Genomic DNA, 20,106 nt, shown 5'->3' with positions numbered 1-20,106 from the left:
TCCGGGTCTGACGCATTCCGTCAACCAGGCGGCGTCGACGACGGCGTTGACGGATGTGCCGGATCCGTCGGTGGTGGGGCAGTCGGTGACCTTCACGGCGACGGTCTCGCCGGTTGCTCCGGGTGCGGGTACGCCGACGGGGACGGTCGTCTTCGACTTCGGTGACGGCAGTCCAACTGTCCCTGTGGCGTTGGTCGGTGGTGTGGCGACGACTTCGCATGCGTATGCCACGACGACGGGTTCGCCGTTCCCGATCAGCGCTTCATACGGCGGCGACTCCAACTTCACGGCCTCGGCCACTGCTCCGGGTCTGACGCATACGGTCAACCAGGCGGCGTCGACGACGGCGTTGACGGATGTGCCGGATCCGTCGGTGGTGGGGCAGTCGGTGACGTTCACCGCGACTGTTTCGCCGGTTGCTCCTGGTGCGGGGACTCCTACCGGCACCGTCACGTTCGACTTCGGTGACGGCAGTCCAACTGTCCCTGTGGCGTTGGTCGGTGGTGTGGCGACGACCAGTCACGCGTACACGACGACCACGGGTTCGCCGTTCGCCCTCACGGCTACCTACGGCGGTGACTCCGACTTCACCGGGTCCGTGGGGTTGGGCAGCCATGCGGTGAACCAGGCGGCGTCGACGACGGCGTTGGCCGACACGCCGGATCCGTCGGTGGTGGGGCAGTCGGTGACGTTCACCGCTACCGTCTCGCCCGTCGCTCCTGGTGCGGGGACTCCTACCGGCACCGTCACGTTCGACTTCGGTGACGGCAGCCCAACTGTCCCTGTGCCGTTGGTCGCCGGCGTGGCCACCACGAGTCACGCCTACGCGACCACGGTCGGCTCGCCGTTCGCCCTCACTGCTTCCTACGGCGGTGACAGCAACTTCACCGGGTCTGTGGGGATGGGCACTCATGCGGTGAACCAGGCGGCGACAACGACGGCGTTGACGGATGTGCCGGATCCGTCGGTGGTGGGGCAGTCGGTGACGTTCACCGCTACCGTCTCGCCGGTCGCTCCGGGTGCGGGGACTCCTACCGGAACCGTCACGTTCGACTTCGGTGACGGCAGTCCGACGGTTGCGGTGCCGTTGGTCGCCGGTGTGGCGACGACCTCGCATGCCTACACCTCGACTTCCGGGTCTCCGTACATGATCAGTGCGAGCTATGGCGGTGACGCCAACTTCACGGCCTCGGCGACGCCTCCGGGTCTGACGCACACGGTGAATGTGGCGGCGACGACGACGGCCCTGGCTGATGTGCCGGATCCGTCGGTGGTGGGGCAGTCGGTGACGTTCACCGCTACCGTCTCGCCGGTCGCTCCGGGCGCGGGCGTCCCGACGGGCACGGTCGTCTTCGACTTCGGTGACGGCAGTCCAACTGTCCCTGTGGCGTTGGTCGGTGGTGTGGCGACGACCAGTCACGCGTACACGACGACCACAGGTTCGCCCTTCGCCCTGACCGCCACCTACGGCGGTGACTCCAACTTCACGGGTTCCGTGGGGATGGGCACCCATGCGGTGAACCAGGCGGCGACGACGACGGCGCTGGCTGATGTGCCGGATCCGTCGGTGGTGGGGCAGTCGGTGACGTTCACCGCTACCGTCTCGCCGGTCGCTCCGGGCGCGGGCGTTCCGACGGGAACGGTGGTGTTCGACTTCGGTGACGGCAATATGTCGGGTCCGGTGGCACTGGTTGCCGGTGTCGCGACCACCACGCATGCGTACGCCACAACGACGGGTTCGCCGTTCGCCCTCACGGCCACGTACAGCGGCGACTCCGACTTCACCGGGTCTGTGGGGTTGGGCAGCCATGCGGTGAACCAGGCAACGACGACAACGGTGTTGACCGATTTGCCGGATCCGTCGCTGGTGGGCCAGTCGGTGACGTTCACCGCTACCGTCTCGCCGGTCGCTCCTGGTGCGGGGACTCCTACCGGCACCGTCACGTTCGACTTCGGTGACGGCAGCCCAACTGTCCCTGTGCCGTTGGTCGCCGGCGTGGCCACCACGAGTCACGCCTACGCGACCACGGTCGGCTCGCCGTTCGCCCTCACTGCTTCCTACGGCGGTGACAGCAACTTCACCGGGTCTGTGGGGATGGGCACTCATGCGGTGAACCAGGCGGCGACGACGACGGCTTTGGCCGACACGCCGGATCCGTCGGTGGTGGGTGAGCCGGTGCTCTTCACGGCGACGGTCTCCCCGGTCGCTCCGGGCGCGGGCGTCCCGACGGGCACGGTCGTCTTCGACTTCGGTGACGGCAACATGTCGAGTCCGGTGGCACTGGTTGCCGGTGTCGCGACCACCATGCATGCGTACGCCACGACGACGGGTTCGCCGTTCGCCCTCACCGCCACGTACAGCGGCGACGCCAACTTCACGGGTTCCGTGGGGATGGGCAGTCACGCGGTCGATCCGGCGGCGACGACGACGGCGTTGGCCGACACGCCGGATCCGTCGGTGGTGGGGCAGTCGGTGACGTTCACCGCGACGGTCTCGCCCGATGCCCCGGGTGCGGGTACGCCGACCGGAACGGTGGTGTTCGACTTCGGTGACGGCAACACGTCGGCTCCGGTGCCGTTGGTCAGCGGCGTGGCGACCACGAGTCACGCCTACACCACCACGACCGGCTCGCCGTTCGCGCTCACGGCCTCATACAGCGGTGACAGTAACTTCAACGCGTCTGTGGGGTTGGGCAGCCATGCGGTGAACCAGGCAGCGACGACGACGGCGTTGACCGATCTGCCGGACCCGTCGCTGGTGGGCCAGTCGGTGACGTTCACCGCTACCGTCTCGCCGGTTGCTCCGGGTGCGGGCGTTCCGACGGGGACGGTGGTGTTCGACTTCGGTGACGGCAACACGTCGGCTCCGGTGCCGTTGGTCAGTGGTGTGGCCACGACCAGCTACCCGTACCCGACAACGGTCGGCTCCCCGTTCACGATCAGCGCCACCTACAGCGGTGACGCCAGCTTCACGACCTCGAGCACGCCTCCGGGCCTGACTCACACGGTCAATGTGGCGGCGACGACGACCAGTGTCTTCGACGATCTGCCGGATCCGTCGTTGGTGGGTCAGCCGGTGGCCTTCACTGTCCATGTCCTGCCTGTCGCCCCGGGTGGGGGGACGCCCACGGGAACTGTCACTCTCGACTTCGGTGACGGCAACACATCGGCGCCGCTGCCGCTGGTCGGCGGTGTGGCCACGACCAGCTACGCCTACCCCAGCGCGTCCGGCTCCCCGTTCACGGTGACCGCTTCCTACAGCGGTGACGTCAACTACACCGCCTCCTCCGGCGCCGGCGGTCACACGGTCAATCCGGCGGCGACCACCACTGCTCTGACTGATCTTCCGGATCCGTCGGTGACGGGTGAGTCGGTGCTCTTCACCGCGACCGTCTCGGCGGTTGCTCCGGGTGGTGGTACGCCGACCGGGACGGTGGTGTTCGACTTCGGTGACGGCAGTCCCACGGTTCCTGTGGGGCTGACCGGCGGCGTGGCGACGACCAGCTACGCCTACCCCACCACGGTCGGCTCCCCGTTCACGATCAGCGCTGCTTACACCAGCGATGACGGGGACTACCTCGGCTCGTCCGACAACGGCACCCACACGGTGAACTGACAGGAGGAAGGCGTGAGATGGCGGGCTGCCGCTTCACCGGTGAGCAGCCCGCCCTCTCCGGAGCCGACAGCGGCAACGGAGAGTGGACGATCTGATTCAGCCGGATGGCCGGGCAACCGCCCTCCATCCCCGATACGGCGAGGCTCCTGGCGCCGCGCCGGTGGTGAACCGACCACCGGCGCAACGCCCGAGGAGCCTCGCTCTACTTGTGCGCTGTGCCCCGCGCCGCGTCCCTCAGGGGGACGCAGGTCCCCGCACGCGGCAGTGGCGGGGTGTCAGAGCGCCGACGGGATACCGTGTCGCGGCGTCCCGGAGCCGCTCGTGCACTCCGTCGTCCCGCGTCGGGGGAGTCCCGGGGACGAGGGTAGGGGCGGCGGGCCCGGCGGCGTAAGGGTGCGTCAGACGCTGGTCACAGGGCACTTCGCCGGGCCGCCGCTGGGTTCTGCGGGGCGATGTCGAACTGCAGCGAACGGATGCGGTTGTCGAAGCTGGAGGGCACAAGGTCCGGCAGGCCCACGGCTCGCATCGCGACGGAGTCGGTGAGCAACTGCCTGAAGAGCGCCTTGAGTTCCTGGCGGGCGAGGTGCGCGCCGAGGCAGTAGTGCGGGCCGCCTCCGCCGTAGCCGAGGTGGGGGTTGGGGTCGCGGGTGATGTCGAAGGTGCCGGGGTCGGTGAAGACCGCCTCGTCGCGGTTGGCGGAGGCGTAGTACATCGCCACCGTCTCGCCCTTGCGCAGCGTACGGCCGCCCATGACGTGGTCGGTGCGCAGCGTGCGGCGGAACTGGATGATCGGGGTCGAGCACCGCACGATCTCGTCCACGGCGGTGTCCGCGTACTTCTCGAAGTCGCTCTTCCACAGCTCCCGCTGCTCGGGGTTGGCACTGAGCAGGGCCAGGCCGTGCGAGATCGCGTTGCGGGTCGTCTCCACCCCCGCGACCATCAACAGCGTGAAGAACGCGCCGAGTTGGCGGTTGCCCAGGCATTGCCCGTCGACATCGGCGGTGACCAGCGCGGAGATGAGATCGTCGGTCGGGTGGCGCCGGCGCTTCCTGGCGAGCATCGCGATCATGACGTGCATACGGGCCAGCGCCCGCAGCCCCTTGCCGGGGATGCGGAACTTCGCGCCCGCTCCGCGCCGTACGCCGATGTTCTCCGAGGCGTCGTTGAGCTGGGCGAGGATGCGGGGGCGGTGCCGCTGCGGGATGCCCATCATGTTGCACACCACCTCGCACGGCACCAGCGAGGCCACGGCGGTCACGAACTCGCGGGAGGGCTGGCGCACCGCGTTCCCGACGACGGCCGCGACGACCTGCTCGATGTCCTTCTCGGTGCCCGCCAGCAGCCTGGGGCTGAACGCCCGCGAAATGATCTTCCGCAGCTTGGCGTGGTCGCTGCCGTCGACGTTGACCATGGACTCCCCGAAGAGAGCCTTCACCCAGGGCGCGGGATGCGGCGTGGTGACCCCGGGGGCGCTCCCGAACACGGCGGCGTTGCGGCTCGCTTCCTGCACGTGCTCATGCCTGACGAGAGCGTAGAAACCCGGCTGCTGCCGCTTGCGCAGGGAGTGCTGCGGCTGTGCGAAGTACGTGGGCGCCTCCCGCTCGCGCAGCACGGCGAACACCTGGTGCCGCTGGTCGTGCGGCAGCTGCCAGAACCGGGGGTCAGCGGGGTTCGTCTCCGGCGGCAGGCCCGCCGCCTCGAAGGCTCCGGCCGCCTCCGAGGCTTCGACTCCCGCTGCCGCTGCCGCGGGGGAGGGGGCTTGCGGTGCGGCCGCGGCTTCGGGTCCTGCCGAGGATGCGGACGCGGTGTGGGGTGGCATGGTCATCTTCTCCAGTCGTCGTGGAACGGATCGCCCCGCCCGGCCTGCGCACCGGCGGGGCGGTGAGTCTCCGGCAGCAGCTTGGAACCGGCGGGCCGCTCCACGGCGTGCGCCACACCGCCGCGACCCGGACGGCCCTGTGAGGGAGGGCCACGAAGGCACCGGGACGTTCCTGTCGCCGGGATCCTGGGCGGCTCTCCCCGTCGGAGCCGGTCCCATGCCTGTGGGGGGTGAGGCCGCGCCGGTCCGGTGAGGGCCACGGCAGACCCGCGCTTCGCCTCCGTAAACCGCCGTGCCGCATGAAGAAGCCCTCACTCCTGCCCTTTGTCGCGGCGGCTCGCGGGCCCGTACGCTGGAGACGCAGTCGGTTCGGCCTGTCCGCCAGACAGGCGCGTCGCAAGAGGGAATCCGGTGAGACTCCGGAACTGCCCCGCAGCGGTGAGTGGGAACGAAAGCCGTCATACGCACTGGGTCCGAGCGGACCCGGGAAGCGACGGCCGGTAGGAGCCGGTCCGTGGATCACGGACACGGCGGGCCCGCGAGTCCGAAGACCTGCCACTGCCCGCCGGCCACCCCCTGGCCGCAAGGCCCAGGGGGAGACGCGTCGGCGGATTGATCTCGGTGACCTCGAGGGCGGGTCGGCGGTACAGGTGAGCAGCACACGGTGCGTGTGCGCGCCGCCGCGTCGCCTCTCCTCCTCGCCCCGTACCTCTCGGGTCACCGGCCAGACTCGCGAAGGAGAGTTGAGTGACACCGAAGTCCGCAGCCGCGGCGTCGCAGCCGGCCACGAGGCCCCGCGCCACCGTCCACGGATACCCACGGCAGGGCAGCGGCCGTGAGCTGAAGAAGGCCGTCGAGGGGTACTGGAAGGGCCGCGTCACCGCCGACGCCCTGCGGGAAACCGCCGCCGGGCTGCGCCGGGACAACTGGCAGCAGCTCAGGAATGCCGGCGTGCGCGAAGTGCCCACCGGAGACTTCTCCCTCTACGACCATGTGCTGGACACCACCGTCATGGTCGGTGCCGTTCCCGAACGCCACCGTGCCGCCGTGGAGGCGGACGCGCTCGACGGCTACTTCGCCATGGCGCGCGGTACGCAGGACGTCGCGCCGCTGGAGATGACGAAGTGGTTCGACACCAACTACCACTACCTCGTACCGGAGTTGGGGCCCGACACCGTCTTCGCGGCGAACTCCGTGAAGCAGACCGGTGAGCTGTCCGAAGCGGTCGCACAGGGCCACGACGCCCGGCCCGTCATCGTCGGGCCGGTCACGTACCTGCTGCTCGCCAAGCCCGCGCCCGGCGTCGCCCCCGACTTCGATCCGCTGACGCTGCTGGACCGGCTCCTCCCCGTCTACGCGGAGGTGCTCGCCGACCTCCGTGCGGCCGGGGCCGGCTGGGTGCAGCTCGACGAGCCGGCGCTGGCGGCGGACCGCACGTCCGCCGAACTGAACGCCGCCGCACGCGCGTACCGGGAACTGGGCGGGCTCACCGACCGGCCCGAACTGCTGGTGGCTTCCTACTTCGACCGTCTCGGCGACGCGCTGCCCGTACTCGCCAAGGCGCCCGTCGAGGGGCTGGCCATGGACTTCACCGGCCCTGCCGCCGCGAACCTGGAGGACCTGGCACGCGCGGGAGGACTGCCCGGCAAGCGGCTCGTCGCGGGAGTCGTGGACGGACGGAACGTGTGGATCAACGACCTGAAGAAGTCGCTGTCCACGCTGGCTTCGCTGCTCGGCTTCGCCGACCGTGTCGACGTCGCCCCGTCCTGCTCGCTGCTGCACGTACCGCTCGACGCGGCCCTCGAGCGCGACGTGGATCCGCAGGTCGCGCGCTGGCTCGCCTTCGCCAGGCAGAAGGCCGAGGAGGTCGTCGCCCTGGCGACGGGACTCGGCGAGGGCACCGACGTCATCGCGGGACTGCTGCACGCCAACTCCTCTGCGCTCGCGGCCCGTTCCTCCGCCGCGCTCACCCGCGACCCGGCCGTGCGGGCACGCACCGAAGCCGTCACCGACGCCGACGGGCGCCGCACCGCGCCCTACCGCGAGCGGGCCGCGGCGCAGCGCGCGCGGCTGAAGCTGCCTCTGCTGCCGACCACCACCATCGGCTCGTTCCCACAGACCGGCGAACTGCGTGCGGCGCGCGCGGACTTGAGGGCCGGACGGCTCGACGCGGAGGGCTACGACAAGCGGATCGCCGCCGAGATCAGGGACGTGCTCGCCTTCCAGGAAGAGGCCGGACTGGACGTGCTCGTGCACGGCGAGCCCGAACGCAACGACATGGTCCAGTACTTCGCGGAGCGGCTGGACGGCTACGTCGCGACGCAGCACGGCTGGGTGCAGTCCTACGGCACCCGCTACGTCCGGCCTCCGATCCTCGCGGGCGACGTGTCCCGTCCCGAGCCGATGACGGTGGAGTGGACGCGCTACGCCCAGTCGCAGACCGGACGGCCCGTCAAGGGCATGCTGACCGGGCCCGTCACGATGCTCGCGTGGTCCTTCGTGCGGGATGACCAGCCGCAGGCAGAGACCGCACGCCAGGTGGCACTGGCGTTGCGGGACGAGGTCGCCGACCTGGAGTCCGCGGGGACCGCCGTCATCCAGGTCGACGAGCCCGCACTGCGGGAGACGCTTCCGCTGCGGGCGGAGAGCCGCCCGGAGTACCTGGCGTGGGCGACGGAGTCCTTCCGCCTGGCCACCGGTGCCGTGCGCGCGGACACGCAGATCCATACGCACATGTGCTACGCGGAGTTCGGCGACATCGTCTCGGCAATCGTCGATCTCGACGCCGACGTCATCAGTCTGGAGGCTGCCCGTTCCCACATGCAGGTCGCGGACGAACTCGCCACGGCCGGCTACCCGAACGAGGTCGGCCCCGGCGTGTACGACATCCACTCACCGCGGGTCCCCGACGCGGACGAGGTGGCGTCACTGCTGCGCAAGGGGCTCGGCGCGATCCCGGCGGAGAGGCTGTGGGTCAACCCGGACTGCGGCCTGAAGACCCGCGGCTGGCCCGAGGTGCGTGAGGCGCTGGAGCACATGGTCGAGGCGGCGCGGACCGTGCGGGCGGAGGCCGCGGGCCGCGGCTGAGCCTGCCGCCAGTGCCGAAGGGGCCGGGACTCGCGCCCGGCCCCTTCGCCCTTCGGCGCGGCACGGGTGCCGTCGAAACCGGCCCGGAGCCGAGCGGCACCGCACCGTGAAAAGCCGCTGCCGGGCACCCGATGCGGGTGCCCGGCAGCGGCTCACGGCCCGTCATGTACCGGGCGTTGTTCGCTTCAGTTGGCGGCGGGTGCCGCCGCGGCCGACGCCGTCTCCTTCTCACTGCGTGCGGCGGTCCCCAGGGCACGCTCGGCGAGATGACCGAACGTCAGCCCGAAGGCAGCCCACAGCGCGAGCTGTACGGCGAGCGTCGAGATCCGGAAGCGCCACAGCAGCAGCGCGGGGAAGTGCTCGGGGAGCTCGCTGAGGGACGGCAGGAACGCGTAGGCGAGGCCGATGACGAAGACGAAGCCGAGCACGGCCGTCACCGTCGCGTTCCAGTTGCCCAGACGGGGCGCCAGGCGCTTGCCGAGGATCGTGGCCCCGATGGCGAGCAGCAGGCTCAGCAGCACCATCAGGAAGTACAGAGCCGTTCGCTTGTCGAGGCTCGCCGGGTCACCCACGGACGGCGGGTTGGCCGGGTACTTCAGGAACGGCACCAGGTACACGCACAGGAACGCGGCACCCGACAGCATCAGGGCCGTCGCACGGGGACCGAAGCGGCCCACGCGTCCCAGCGCGAAGCTGAAGGCCAGCGAGGCGATGCCGCCGATGGCGACGCCGTAGACGAGGACGGCCGTGGCGAGGCCCGCGGTGGACTGCATGCCGCGGCTGACGATCTCCTCGCCCCCGTGTTCGTGCGAGTGCGCCTCCTCGAAGGCGATCGCGGCATCCACGTGCGGTTCGCCCAGGAACGAGGCCGTCACCAGGGCGAACAGGCCGGCCACGAGACCGGCCAGCATGCCCCGCACAAGGAGGGTCCTCACAGTGGCGGAGTTCATCGTGCTCCCCCGCTCAGTGGCAGGGGAAGCCGAGAAGGTGGCGTCCGTCGTGGACCCACTCGTGCACGTCCGTGCCGGAGATGAGGGACGTGGCCCCCTGCTCCGCCCCGACGAAGTACAGCAGGACGAGCATCAGCAGGCCGAAGAAGAATGCCCACGGAAGGATCGCCTTGACCGGGAGTGTCGCCGGAACGGAGACGCCGGAGGCGGGAGTTGCGGAACTGGGCGGGGCTATGGACTGTGCCATGGCAGGACCTCCTGGTGGGAACTCGCGTCCCTGTCGGTGGAGCTCGTGACGGCCTGCGGGTCTGGCTCGCCCCTGCCCGTACGCTGCGCACGGCAGCGGACCGGAAGGGGCATACAGTGGCGCGACCGCACCGGAATCTCACCGGCTTCCGCCCTGCCGTCGTCGATCGATACCAGCGGAAGGTACCCCGATTCCACCTGCCCGGCCAAGGCCGCACATCCCGGACACCGGGACGACGCATGATCAACTCCCTTGTGCGAAGCCGCCGTTCACCGCGAGGAGAGGCCGATGACCACGCGAGTGACTTTGATCTCGCCGGCCCGCAGCGAGGCGTCCGAGGAGTTCCGCTTCGACGACGGGAGTCCCGTGAGCGACGCCGGGCTGCGGGACGCGCGCCGGGTGCGGGGCGCCGCCGCGGAGCTGCTGTCCGCGGCCGGGCGGCTGAGTGTCTCGCCCTCACCGCGCTGTGTGCGCACGGCCGAGGAGCTGGGTCTCGCCGGGGCCTCGGGCCTCGTCGACGAGCGGCTTTCCGGCTGCGCGACGGGCCGTTGGCGCGGCAGGACCCTCGATGAGGTGAGCGCCGCCGAACCGGAGGCCGTCGGGCTGTGGCTCTCCGACCCCGGAAGCGCCCCGCACGGCGGTGAGCCGGTCGCCGCGCTCTGTGCCAGGACGCGGGAGTGGCTGGCCGGGCTGGCGGAAGTGCCTGGCCGCGTTCTGGCCGTCGTCGAGCCCGACATCGTGCGTGCCGCCGTGGTGTCCGCCCTGGACGCACCGCCGCACGGCTTGTGGAGGGTGGACGTCGCACCGCTGACGGCGACGGAGCTGAGCGGCCGCTCGGGCCGCTGGAACCTCCGCGCCGGCACCGCACTCACCGGCCCCGCCGGTTAGGACCTGTCCGGCGGATCCTCTCGGGCCCGCGACGCCTGGCACGCACGCTCGCTGCGTTGTCGGAGTCATCCGAGTACGCCCAGTACGAGGATGATCCTCCGCCTTGCGATCGCACGCACCAGGCGCCGCGGGCTGGTCCTCAAAGATCCGCCGGACAGGTCCTAGCCCGTCCCGGCCGGCGGGTCGGCCAGGATCCCCTCCACCATCCCGGTCGCCTGTCCCACCTCGATGAGATAGCCGTCGGGATCGCGGACGTAGCAGCGCAGCTCGGCCTTGCGGTCGATGGGAGGGGTGAGGAACTCGGCGCCCTTGGCGCTCCATTCGCGGTAGCACTCCTGGATGTCGGCCACGCGGATGTTGAGGAAGCTGGAGGTGGTGCCGGGGTCCTCCGGCGGCCGCAGCGTCACGTCCGGCTTGTCGGGGGTGGGGCCGCCTCCCGGGTTCATGATGATCCAGCCGTTGGCCAGCCTGATGATGCACGGGTTCTCCTCCAGCACCACCGTGCCCCCGAGGACGCCCGAGTAGAACGCGCGGGACCGCGGTACGTCCCGCACGGTCAGGAAGTGGGTAAGGAGGATGCCCGTCTCCGGGGCGGGCAGGTCTTCGCGTCGCATGGTCTCCGGTTTCCTCCCTGCTCGAGGCGATGTCCTCGCAGGGTATGGACGCATTCGTCGCCGTACGCGCACTAACACGCGCTGGTCTCCGCCTAGCCGCCGATGTCGGCCCTCAGCCGCGCGGCCCGTACCGCCGCGTGCAGGCTCGCGCTGTCGTACGAGCCGTGGTGGCGGCGGCCGTTGACGAAGAACGTGGGCGTGCCCGAGACCCCGCTCTCGTCGGCGGACTCGATGTCCTCGGCGACCCGGTCGGCTCCGACACGTTCGCGCAGGTCCTCGCGGAACCGGTCGGTGTCGAGGCCGAGCACCTTCGCCTGACGGACCAGCATGCTGACACTCGTCTCCTCCTGGTTGGCCAGGAGGAAGTCGTGCATCTCCCAGAACGCGCCCTGCGCGCCCGCCGCTTCGGTCGCCTCGGCCCTCAGCTGCGCGTTCGGGTGGACGTCGGTCAGCGGCAGATGCCGCCACACGTGGCGCACGTCGTCACGGCCGCCGAGCAGGGAGCGGATGACGGGCTCCGCCCCGGCGCAGTACGGGCATTCGTGGTCGCCGTACTCTACGAGTGTGACGGTGGCGTCGGCCGGCCCGCGCACGTGGTCGCGTTCGTCGTCGACGTCGGTGGTCAGGTCCCGCAGCGGCTCGGAGGTGCCGAGCAGGGCGCGCCCCTTGATGCGGTGCGGCAGCATCGCCGTCGCACGCGAGACCGCCCACGTCAGCAGGGACGCGCACAGCGCCGCGCTGAGCACGCCGATCTTCGCCTCCTCCAACTCGTCCCCGTGGAACGCCAGTCCCGTGATGAGGAGCGAGACCGTGAAGCCGATGCCGGCGATCGTCCCGCCGCCCACCACCGCGGCCCAGCCCACAGGCGGCCGCAGCCGGCCGCCGCTGAGGCGCGTCACCAGCCAGGAGACGCCGACGATGCCGATCGGCTTGCCCACGACGAAGCCGATGAGGATGCCGATCGTGACGGGTGAGCTGAAGGCGCGTGCGAGCAGCTCCTCCGTGAGCGGCACTCCGGTGTTGGCAAGGGCGAAGAGGGGGACGATCACGTAGCTCGCCCAGGGGTGGAACAGGTCCTGGAGACGGTCGTTGGGCGAGATGGCCGCGGCCAGCCCGACGCGTGCCGTGCGCGCGAGTTCCCCCGTCGGCTGCTCACGGAAGAGGCGGAAGAGGCCGCTGGCGCGCTCCAGATCGCCCCGCGCCGCCGGATACGCGTACGTCAGCAGGCCCAGCACGAGGCCCGTGACGACGGGATCGACACCGGACTTGAGCATCGCGATCCACATGCCGACGCCCAGCGCACCGTAGACGAACGAGGAGGAGACGGTCGCGTACCGGAGCACCAGCACGACCAGGAGCAGGCCGCACGCCGCCAACAGCGGTACGGGAGCGACGTTTTCGCTGTAGACCAGGGCGATGACGGCCAGTGCGATGACGTCGTCGACGACGGTGAAGGTGAGCATGAAGGCACGCAGCCGACGTGGGAAGCGTGGCCCCACCAGGGCCAGGATGCCCAGCGCGAAGGCCGTGTCGGTCGACATCGCCGCTCCCCAGCCCTGCGCCGAGGGGTGGCCCGCGTTCAGCGCGAGATAGAGCGCGACGGGCACCAGCATCCCGCCGATCCCGGCGAGGGCGGGCAGGGCGACCCTGCGCCGCTCGCGCAGGTCGCCCATGTCGAACTCGCGGCGCGCCTCCAGGCCGACGACGAAGAAGAAGAACGTCATGAGCCCGCTGTTGACCCAGTCGTGCAGGTCCAGCGAGATCCGGTCGTCGGAGACGCCGATGTACAGCCTCGTCGACCACAGTTCCTCGTACGAGGCGAAGTCGATGTTCGCCCAGACCAGCGCGGCGAGCGTCGCGGTCAGCAGCACCGCGGCGCTGCCGGTCTCGGTGCGCAGGAACTGCCGCACCGGTCGGTGGAGGCTCGCCCAGGGGGTCCGCCCGGCCAGCTCACTGCGGGAAGATCCCTGGGAGTCGCTCATTCCGCAAGTCTGTCCCAGTGGGCGCGCCTTGGCACAGCACCGGCAGGTGTGCGTCGTCCCTACGGGCCCGGCGGGCCCGTAGGGAGGGGCGGGCCCGTAGGGAGGGGCGGGCGCGGTGGGGCGGTGGGGTCAGGCGGGCCCGCGGCCCATCTCCCTCGCGAAGGACTCGGGCTCCGTGTCGAATCCGGTGACCCCGTCGTGGAGCTCCCACGCCCCGTCCTCCGTGCGCACGAACTCGGCGACGGTCGCCGCCGTGGAGGCCGCCACGCCCGCGAAGTCGTTCTCCGCCAGCTTGTCGTAGCCCTCGGCGACCCGCATGAAGGTGTTGTCCACGTCGCCGAACGTCGTCCGCCCCGAGCCCTGCTGGATGGCCACGCCCACCACCACCCGCACGTAGGAGGGCGCCAGCCGCTCCAGCTCGAGCATCATGGCCTCGTCGGGTCCAAAGCCCTGCCCTGTGCGGCTGTCCCGGGTGAGCGTGATCGTGCCGTCCGGTGCACGGCTGTCGAAGTGCACGAGATAGTCCGGCTCGCCGTACGGGTCCTCGGCGGTGTACGTGGCGGCGACGAGATCGAGATCGTGCACTGGGGCACCCATGGGACTCGGGTCCCACTTCAGCGTCACCTCGACCTTTTCGAGACCCTTGTTGAGACTGCTCACAGACTTCCCCTCCTGGTCCGGGATGCAGCGGAACCGACCGCACACAGGATCAACTGTACTGCCGGGGAAGGACGTTGAACCGTGGTCGGGGAATCGCCCGCCGGGCGGGGCAGGTGCCCGTCCCGACGGCCGCCGAGGGGGAGGACAGGGAAGGGGCCGCGGCATCGTTCGCCCTCGTCGTGGGGGGTACGGGAATGCTCGCCGGAGTGGTGCGCGCACCGGTGGACGCGGGGCACCGTACGGCCGTGGTGTCGTCGGCCGTCCGGGGGTCCATTCACCGCACCGGCCGTCCGTGCACGAAGCCGTCGCCGGCGTGCTCGGGAGTTGCGGCCGAAGCGCCCTCGGACGGCGACGGGCGGGGACCCATGAGCATCCCCGCCGTCGTCGGACGCGGCCCTGGGCGGACCGCCCGGGCCGAGCCGCCGCCACATCGGTCCGCGCGCCCGCCGATCAGCCCGTGAACGCCGCCAGTACTCCTGCCGTGAGCGCGGCGCGCTCCGTCATGCCGGTGACCGTCGTGTGCTCCGTGCGGGCATGTGCACCGGCGCCGACCGCGCCGAGGCCGTCGAGCACCGCCACACCCGCCGCGAGCACGAAGTTGCCGTCGCTCGCGCCGCCCACGGACGTCTCCCGCAGGTGGAGACCGAGCGGCTCGGCACACGCTCGGGCCAGCCCGTAGAGAAGGGCCACCTCCGGTGTGCGTTCGAAGACGGGCCGGTTCCACTCGCCCGTGACCGTGACGTTCGTGCGCGGATCCACCGGTGGGAGCGCCGAGAGCACCGTCTCGATGCGCTTCTGCTCCGCGGTGGAGGCGACCCGTATGTCGAGGTCGGCGACGGCCTGCCCGGCTGTGACGTTGCTGCGCGTACCGCCGTGCAGGACGCCGACGTTGACGGTCGTACCGGCGGCATGGTCGCTCAAGGAGCCCAGCCGCAGGACCTGGTGAGCGGCCTCCTCGATCGCGCTGGCGCCTGCCGTCGGGTCGAGCCCCGCGTGCGCCTCGACGCCGTCGACGGTCAGTCGGAAGAGGCCGACGCCCTTGCGGGCCGTTTTGACCGCGCCGTCGGCCGCGGCCTCGAAGACGAGTGCCGCACGCGAGCGGGCGGCCTCGGCGACGATGGCGTCGCTGGAGGCGAGGCTGCCGGTCTCCTCGTCCCCGTTCAGCATCAGCGTGCATGCGGGACGCGGCAGCCCGAGCGCGCCGAGTGCCCGCAGCGCCCAGACGGCCTGCACCAGCCCTGCCTTCATGTCGAAGACACCCGGCCCGGAGATCGTCTCGTCCTCGCGCCGGAACGGCCACTCCAGCAGGGTGCCGGTGGGCCACACCGTGTCGTAGTGCGCCAGCAGCAGCACGGGCAGAGCCGTGCCGCCCGCGGCGTCGCCGCTGCCGCCCGCCGGGTCCGGGCTCGACGCCGGATAGCGGCGGACGACGACGTCACCGGCGTCCGTGCGTGGCAGCCGCTCCTCGGTGATCCCCGCGCTTCCGGGCGCGCCGAGCGACTCGTCCAGCCAGCCGCGCAGCCACTCCAGGCAGGTGTGCAGCTCCGCAGGATCGTCGCTGGAGCTGCCCTTCTCCGTATACGCGGCGAGGTCGCGGACCATCTGCTCGCGGTGCTCCTCCAGCCACTCCTGTACGGCGCGGGCCTCGGCGTCGCCGAGCCGCGGTGCGGTGGGCAGACCTCCGGGGGCGGCGTCCGGCACGTCGTCGTTGCGGCCTGACGGTGCGGCGGCCCCGGTTTCGCCTCCCGCTCCGGCCTCACCTGCCGCTCCGGTCCCGGCCTGGGAGACGGGCGCGGCCGAAGTCCCCGCGGGATGCGCCGGGTTGTGCCCCGAGGCGAGCCGGTCCAGTTCGTCCAGTCGGGTCTCCGACATCCCGGCGGGGTCGCGTTCCAGCTCCCGCAGCCCCCCGATGACCGCTCGCAGCACCGGGGTCGTGATGCCGGCGCGCTCCGCCTCCTCGAACACCGTGGCGTAGTGGGTGGTCACCTCCACGGGACGGCGGCGCACGACGATGTCACGCCAGATGCCGCTCCGGTCCTTCGACTGGGTCCGCAGCCACGCGGTGAGACGGTCGGTGGCGGCGTCGCGCACGCCCGGGGGAGTGCCCGTGCGGAACGCCTGCGCCTCGAAGGCGTCGAAGGGCTCCAGCCGTACGCCCTTGGCCTCGGCGACGGCGAAGACCTCGTGCACCACCGCGTACATGGCCTGGCGGTGACGGTCGATCAGGTCGGCCATCGCGGCGTCCGCGAGGGATGTCGCGGCGAGCATCGCGCCGAAGCCGGCCTTGGCCCACAGATAGCCCTCGACGTTGTCGGTGGCGAGGGCGGGTCCCCAGGCCTGAAGGTCCTCGACCAGGCGCCGGACGCGCGGTGAGACCGGTGCTCCGCCGGGCTCGCCGACGACGAAGGCGCCGGGGCCGCCGTCGCGGACGACCCCGGGGTCGGTGACGTCGGCGAAGATGTTCACGAACGCGGCGACGGTGCGCTCCGCGCCCACGTGCTCCGCGATGAGAGCCTCGTTGAAGCCGTTCTGGACGGAGACGACGTAGCCGTCGGGCGCGAGCCTGGGTGCGATCCACCGCATGGCGTCCTCGGTGGCCTGAGCCTTGACGGCGAGCAGAACACGCGACAGCGGGCGCTGCACCACCCGGCTCCCGTTGCTGTCGCTGTCCCCGTCGCTGTCCCCGTCGCTGTCCCCGTCGCTGTCCCCGTCGCTGTCCCCGTTGCTGTCAGGGTCTCCGGCGTCGAACTCCTCCGGAGTGAAGGCGGACACGCGCACGGCGGCGAAGCGGCCGCCCCCGTGATCCACCGTCAGGCCGTGGGCCCTGATCGCCGCCACGTGCTCGGCGTCGGAGTCGACGACGGTGACGGGGTGCCCGGCACGGGCGAGGCTGTGCGCGATGGTGCCGCCGATCGCGCCCGCGCCGACGACCGTGTACGCGTCGCCGCTCATACGGTCCTTCCTTCCGTGTCGTTCCCGCCCCGGTTTCCTGCCTGTCCGGAACCGGGGGCGTCAGGTGCGGGCGCGTTCGGGGACCCGTTCGCGGGCCTGTTCGCGGACCCGGGCGGCCACAGCCGGGGCAGGTGACCCGCGCCCGTACCGGAGCCTCCGTCGACGCGAAGGATCTCCCCGGTGATCCACGCGGCCTCCTCACCCGCGATCCAGCGCACGGCGCGGGCGACGTCCTCCGGGGTTCCGGGCCGCCCCAGCGGGTTCGGGGACACTGCCGCCGCGTACTCCGGCGCGACCGGATTGCAGTTGCTGGCGACCGGTACGAAGCCGGGGCTGACGGCGTTGACGCGGATGCCGTGCGGGCCGAGTTCGAGTGCCGCGGCCCGCGTTGCCATTTCGAGCGCCGCCTTGGAGGCCGCGTACGGGCCGCCGCCGGGACGGGCCCGCAGCGCGGCCCCCGACGAGATGTTGACCACCGAGGCGGGGCGGGACGCCGCGACGGCACGGCGGGCCAGCGCCGCCGTCGCCAGTGCGGGCGCCCGCGAGTTGAGAGCGAAGACCCGGTCCCACAGCTGTGCCCCGGCCTTCGCGCCGCCGTCCTCCCCGACGTGCACGTCGATCATGTCGAGCGATGGGTAGACGCCCGCCGCGTTCACCAGGACGTCGACGCCGCCCCGCGCCTCCCATGCGCGGTCCACCGCCTCGCCGGGACCGCCGGGCGACGCCAGGTCCACCCGGATCTGCCCGGCGTCCAGCGCCGCGGCGGCAGCCGCGAGTCCGTCATCGTCGACGTCCACCAGGGTCAGCGCCGTGTCCACACCGGAGACGCCCTCCGAGGCGAACGCCTCCGCGACGGCGCGGCCGATGCCTCCGGCCGCGCCCGTCACCACGACGTGGACCGGGGCACGTCTGTGCGGCCGCGCCCCCGCCATCAGTCGAACTCCTTGTTCTTCGTCTCCGGCATCGTCAGATAGACGACGAGTGAGATGAGCGCCGCGCCCGATACGTACAGCCACACCATTCCGCCGTGCCCGGCGTCGTTGAGCCACGTCGTGACGTAGGGCGCCGTCCCGCCGAAGAGGGCCACGGCCAACGCGTACGGAAGGGCGATGCCGGTGGCCCGCACCTCCGGCGGGAACTGCTCCGCCATGATCACCGCGCAGTTCGCCGAGTAGCCGAGGATCAGCAGCATGCCCGTCAGCTGTACGAAGAAGAGGCTGGCGAAGCTGTTGCTCAGCAGGTGCAGCAGCGGCCAGGACAGCACGACGAAGCCTCCGGCGAATCCGGCCATCGTGGGCTTGCGCCCGATGCGGTCCGACAGCTTCCCCACGAACGGCAGCAGCGAGATGAAGATCGTCAGGCAGATGGTCTGCGACAGCAGCGCCTTGTCCATGGGTATGCCGGTCGCCAGATTCGCGTACGTCGGCAGATACGTGATCCACACGTAGTAGGTGAGGGTGCCCGCGATGGTGATGCCGACGACGCGCAGCGCGGCACCCGGGTGCTCGCGGAACATCGCGGCGAGCGGATTGCGCCGCGAACGTCCGCTCCGCGCGGTCTCGTTGAAGGAAGCGGTGTCCTCGACGGAGACGCGCAGCCACAGCCCGACCAGGCCGAGCAGCCCGCCGACGACGAAGGCGAGCCGCCAGCCCCACGAGTGCAGCGCGTCGTCGCTCAGTGCGGACGTCAGAACGGTGCCCAGCAGCGACGCGATGAGTGTGCCCGCGCCGACGGAGACCTGCTGCCAGGACCCGGCGAAGCCGCGCCGCCCGGCCGCCGCGGACTCCACGAGGAAGGCCGACGAGGAGCCGAACTCACCGCCGGCCGAGAAGCCCTGCACGAGCCGCGCGGCCAGCAGCACCGCGGGCGCCGCGACGCCGATCGACTCGTAGCCCGGGGTCAGGGCGATGATGAACGAGGCGCCCGCCATCAGCCCGACGGTGAGGGTGAGGCCCTTCTTCCGCCCGAACTTGTCCGCGTACGCGCCGAGTACGGCGGCGCCCACAGGCCGTACGACGAATCCGACGGCGAAGACGGCGAGGGTGGACAGCAGCGCGACGGCGCCCTCGGCCTTCGGGAAGAACACCTCCGAGATGACCTTCACGAAGATCGAGTAGAGCGCCCAGTCGACCCACTCGACAGTGTTGCCGATGGTGCCCGCCAGGATCGCCTTGCGCTGCGCCCGGGTGAGGCGGCCGTCGGCAGCCGGGCTGCTACCGGGTCCGGTGGACGCGGGTGAGGTTCCGGTGCTCATCAGGGCTGCTCCGTCGGGGCGTTCGGTGCGGTGGCCCGGCCGAGCTGGTCACGGGCGGTGCCCGCCAGCTGGTCGTGGGTGGCGAACCACACGCCGCGGTGGCCGCTGATGTGGTCGAGCAGTTCGCGGAGGATCACCAGGCGCGAGCGGTGCCCGATGACGTGGGGGTGCATGGTCAGCTGGAAGACGCCCCCGTCGCGGTAGGCCGCGTCGAACTCGTCCTTCCAGATCTCCAGCACGTCGCGGGGGCGGGTGTAAGGGCGCAGCGCGGTGAAGCGGTCCATCGTGAAGTACGGGGCGTCGTCGCGGATCCAGTCGACGGGGATCTCCACCAGGCCGGTCGGGCGGCCGTGCGCCACCACCTCGTACGGCTCGTCGTCCGCCATGAGGGACGAGTCGTAGAGGAAGCCCAGGTCGAGGACCGTCTCCAGCGTGGAGTCGCTGAAGTCCCAGGAGGGGGTGCGGATTCCGGTCGGCGTCCGGCCCGTGATGTCGGAGAGGGTCTCCAGGGCGCGCCGGATGAGGGTCTTCTCGTCCTCGGCGGCGAGCAGGGTGTTCCGCTCGTGGATCCAGCCGTGCACGCCGACCTCGTGACCCTCCTGCACGTAGCGGCGGGCCTCGTCGGGGTGAAGGAGCGCGGAGACGGCGGGCATGAAGAACGTGGCCGGCGCGCCGTAGCGCTCCAGGAGCTCCAGCGCACGGCCGGCGCCCTTGCGTGCCCCGTACTCGCCCTGTGCGAGGAGGCCGGGGCTGGTCTCGCCGTCGCGCAGCGGGATCGTCTCGTGGTCGGAGTCGAAGGAGAGAGCCACCGCGACCCTTGCTCCGTCCGGCCAGCGGGGCGGCAGCAGTCCGCGCCCGGCGCGGACGGCCTCGACCTGGCCGCGCCAAACGGACTCGGGCCACTGCCAGGAGGGCGTGGCCGCTTGCGGGTCCGGCGCCGGGGAGCGGGACGGGTCGGGTCCGGCGGCGGGGGCCGGGGGATCGTCGTGGGACATGGTGCCTCGCAGGGGATCGAGGAGGAATCGAGGGAGAGGGGA

At 71.3% G+C, this 20,106-nt stretch carries 13 protein-coding genes and 1 riboswitch; of the genes, 3 read left to right on the top strand and 10 right to left on the bottom strand.

Features of this window, described 5'->3' with window-relative positions; translation table 11 throughout:
• Positions 1-55 precede the first annotated feature (55 nt).
• A complete protein-coding gene (locus I004_RS37530) occupies positions 56-3,616 on the top strand; it encodes a beta strand repeat-containing protein (protein ID WP_486579975.1) in 3,561 nt (1,186 codons plus the stop codon).
• 409 nt (positions 3,617-4,025) lie between these two features.
• Here the strand turns inward: I004_RS37530 and I004_RS0112755 are convergent, their stop codons facing one another.
• Positions 4,026-5,435: a cytochrome P450 gene (locus I004_RS0112755; RefSeq protein ID WP_078511108.1), complete on the bottom strand. Its 1,410-nt coding sequence runs from the start codon at positions 5,433-5,435 to the stop codon at positions 4,026-4,028.
• Positions 5,436-5,782: 347 nt separating this feature from the next.
• Positions 5,783-6,009: riboswitch (cobalamin riboswitch) on the top strand.
• Positions 6,010-6,182: 173 nt separating this feature from the next.
• Here I004_RS0112755 and metE point away from each other — a divergent pair.
• Entirely contained in the window at positions 6,183-8,522 is a 2,340-nt protein-coding gene (gene metE / locus I004_RS0112750) for a 5-methyltetrahydropteroyltriglutamate--homocysteine S-methyltransferase (protein ID WP_028435821.1), read from the top strand.
• Positions 8,523-8,707: 185 nt separating this feature from the next.
• Here metE and I004_RS33650 read toward each other — a convergent pair whose 3' ends face one another.
• Positions 8,708-9,472 (bottom strand): CbtA family protein, encoded by a 765-nt coding sequence (locus I004_RS33650; RefSeq protein WP_037975864.1) that lies wholly within the window; start codon positions 9,470-9,472, stop codon positions 8,708-8,710.
• 13 nt (positions 9,473-9,485) lie between these two features.
• Positions 9,486-9,719 carry a CbtB domain-containing protein gene (locus I004_RS0112740; protein WP_028435820.1) on the bottom strand — a complete coding sequence of 78 codons (234 nt, stop codon included), beginning with the start codon at positions 9,717-9,719 and terminating at the stop codon, positions 9,486-9,488.
• A gap of 288 nt (positions 9,720-10,007) precedes the next feature.
• Between I004_RS0112740 and I004_RS0112735 the strand changes: the two genes are divergently transcribed.
• On the top strand, positions 10,008-10,607 hold the full coding sequence (locus I004_RS0112735) for a histidine phosphatase family protein (protein WP_028435819.1): 600 nt from the start codon (positions 10,008-10,010) through the stop codon (positions 10,605-10,607).
• Between the two features lie 161 nt (positions 10,608-10,768).
• Here I004_RS0112735 and I004_RS0112730 read toward each other — a convergent pair whose 3' ends face one another.
• The 7 genes from I004_RS0112730 to I004_RS33640 all read right to left on the bottom strand — a co-directional run bounded on the left by I004_RS0112730 (position 10,769) and on the right by I004_RS33640 (position 20,064).
• Entirely contained in the window at positions 10,769-11,221 is a 453-nt protein-coding gene (locus tag I004_RS0112730) for a VOC family protein (protein WP_028435818.1), read from the bottom strand.
• A gap of 92 nt (positions 11,222-11,313) precedes the next feature.
• Positions 11,314-13,203 (bottom strand): Na+/H+ antiporter NhaA, encoded by a 1,890-nt coding sequence (gene nhaA, locus I004_RS0112725; protein WP_028435817.1) that lies wholly within the window; start codon positions 13,201-13,203, stop codon positions 11,314-11,316.
• A 129-nt stretch (positions 13,204-13,332) separates the two neighbouring features.
• Positions 13,333-13,863 carry a TerD family protein gene (locus tag I004_RS0112720; protein WP_028435816.1) on the bottom strand — a complete coding sequence of 177 codons (531 nt, stop codon included), beginning with the start codon at positions 13,861-13,863 and terminating at the stop codon, positions 13,333-13,335.
• Positions 13,864-14,313: 450 nt separating this feature from the next.
• The gene (locus I004_RS0112715; RefSeq protein WP_028435815.1) at positions 14,314-16,815 is read right to left on the bottom strand and encodes a M20/M25/M40 family metallo-hydrolase; all 2,502 of its coding nucleotides are present in this window, start codon (positions 16,813-16,815) and stop codon (positions 14,314-14,316) included.
• On the bottom strand, positions 16,812-17,747 hold the full coding sequence (locus I004_RS33645) for an SDR family oxidoreductase (RefSeq protein WP_078511078.1): 936 nt from the start codon (positions 17,745-17,747) through the stop codon (positions 16,812-16,814). The genes I004_RS0112715 and I004_RS33645 overlap by 4 nt, the downstream gene beginning before the upstream one ends.
• Positions 17,747-19,069 (bottom strand): MFS transporter, encoded by a 1,323-nt coding sequence (locus I004_RS0112705; protein ID WP_028435814.1) that lies wholly within the window; start codon positions 19,067-19,069, stop codon positions 17,747-17,749. The genes I004_RS33645 and I004_RS0112705 overlap by 1 nt, the downstream gene beginning before the upstream one ends.
• Complete coding sequence (locus I004_RS33640; RefSeq protein ID WP_078511076.1) at positions 19,069-20,064, bottom strand: polysaccharide deacetylase family protein; 996 nt, start codon at positions 20,062-20,064, stop codon at positions 19,069-19,071. Before I004_RS33640 ends, I004_RS0112705 begins: the two co-directional genes overlap by 1 nt.
• Between the last annotated feature and the right edge of the window lie 42 nt (positions 20,065-20,106).

The organism is Streptomyces sp. TAA486, assembly GCF_000426165.1.
The sequence above is the reverse complement of the archived record's forward strand: the minus strand, read 5'-3'. Positions and strand labels throughout refer to the sequence as shown.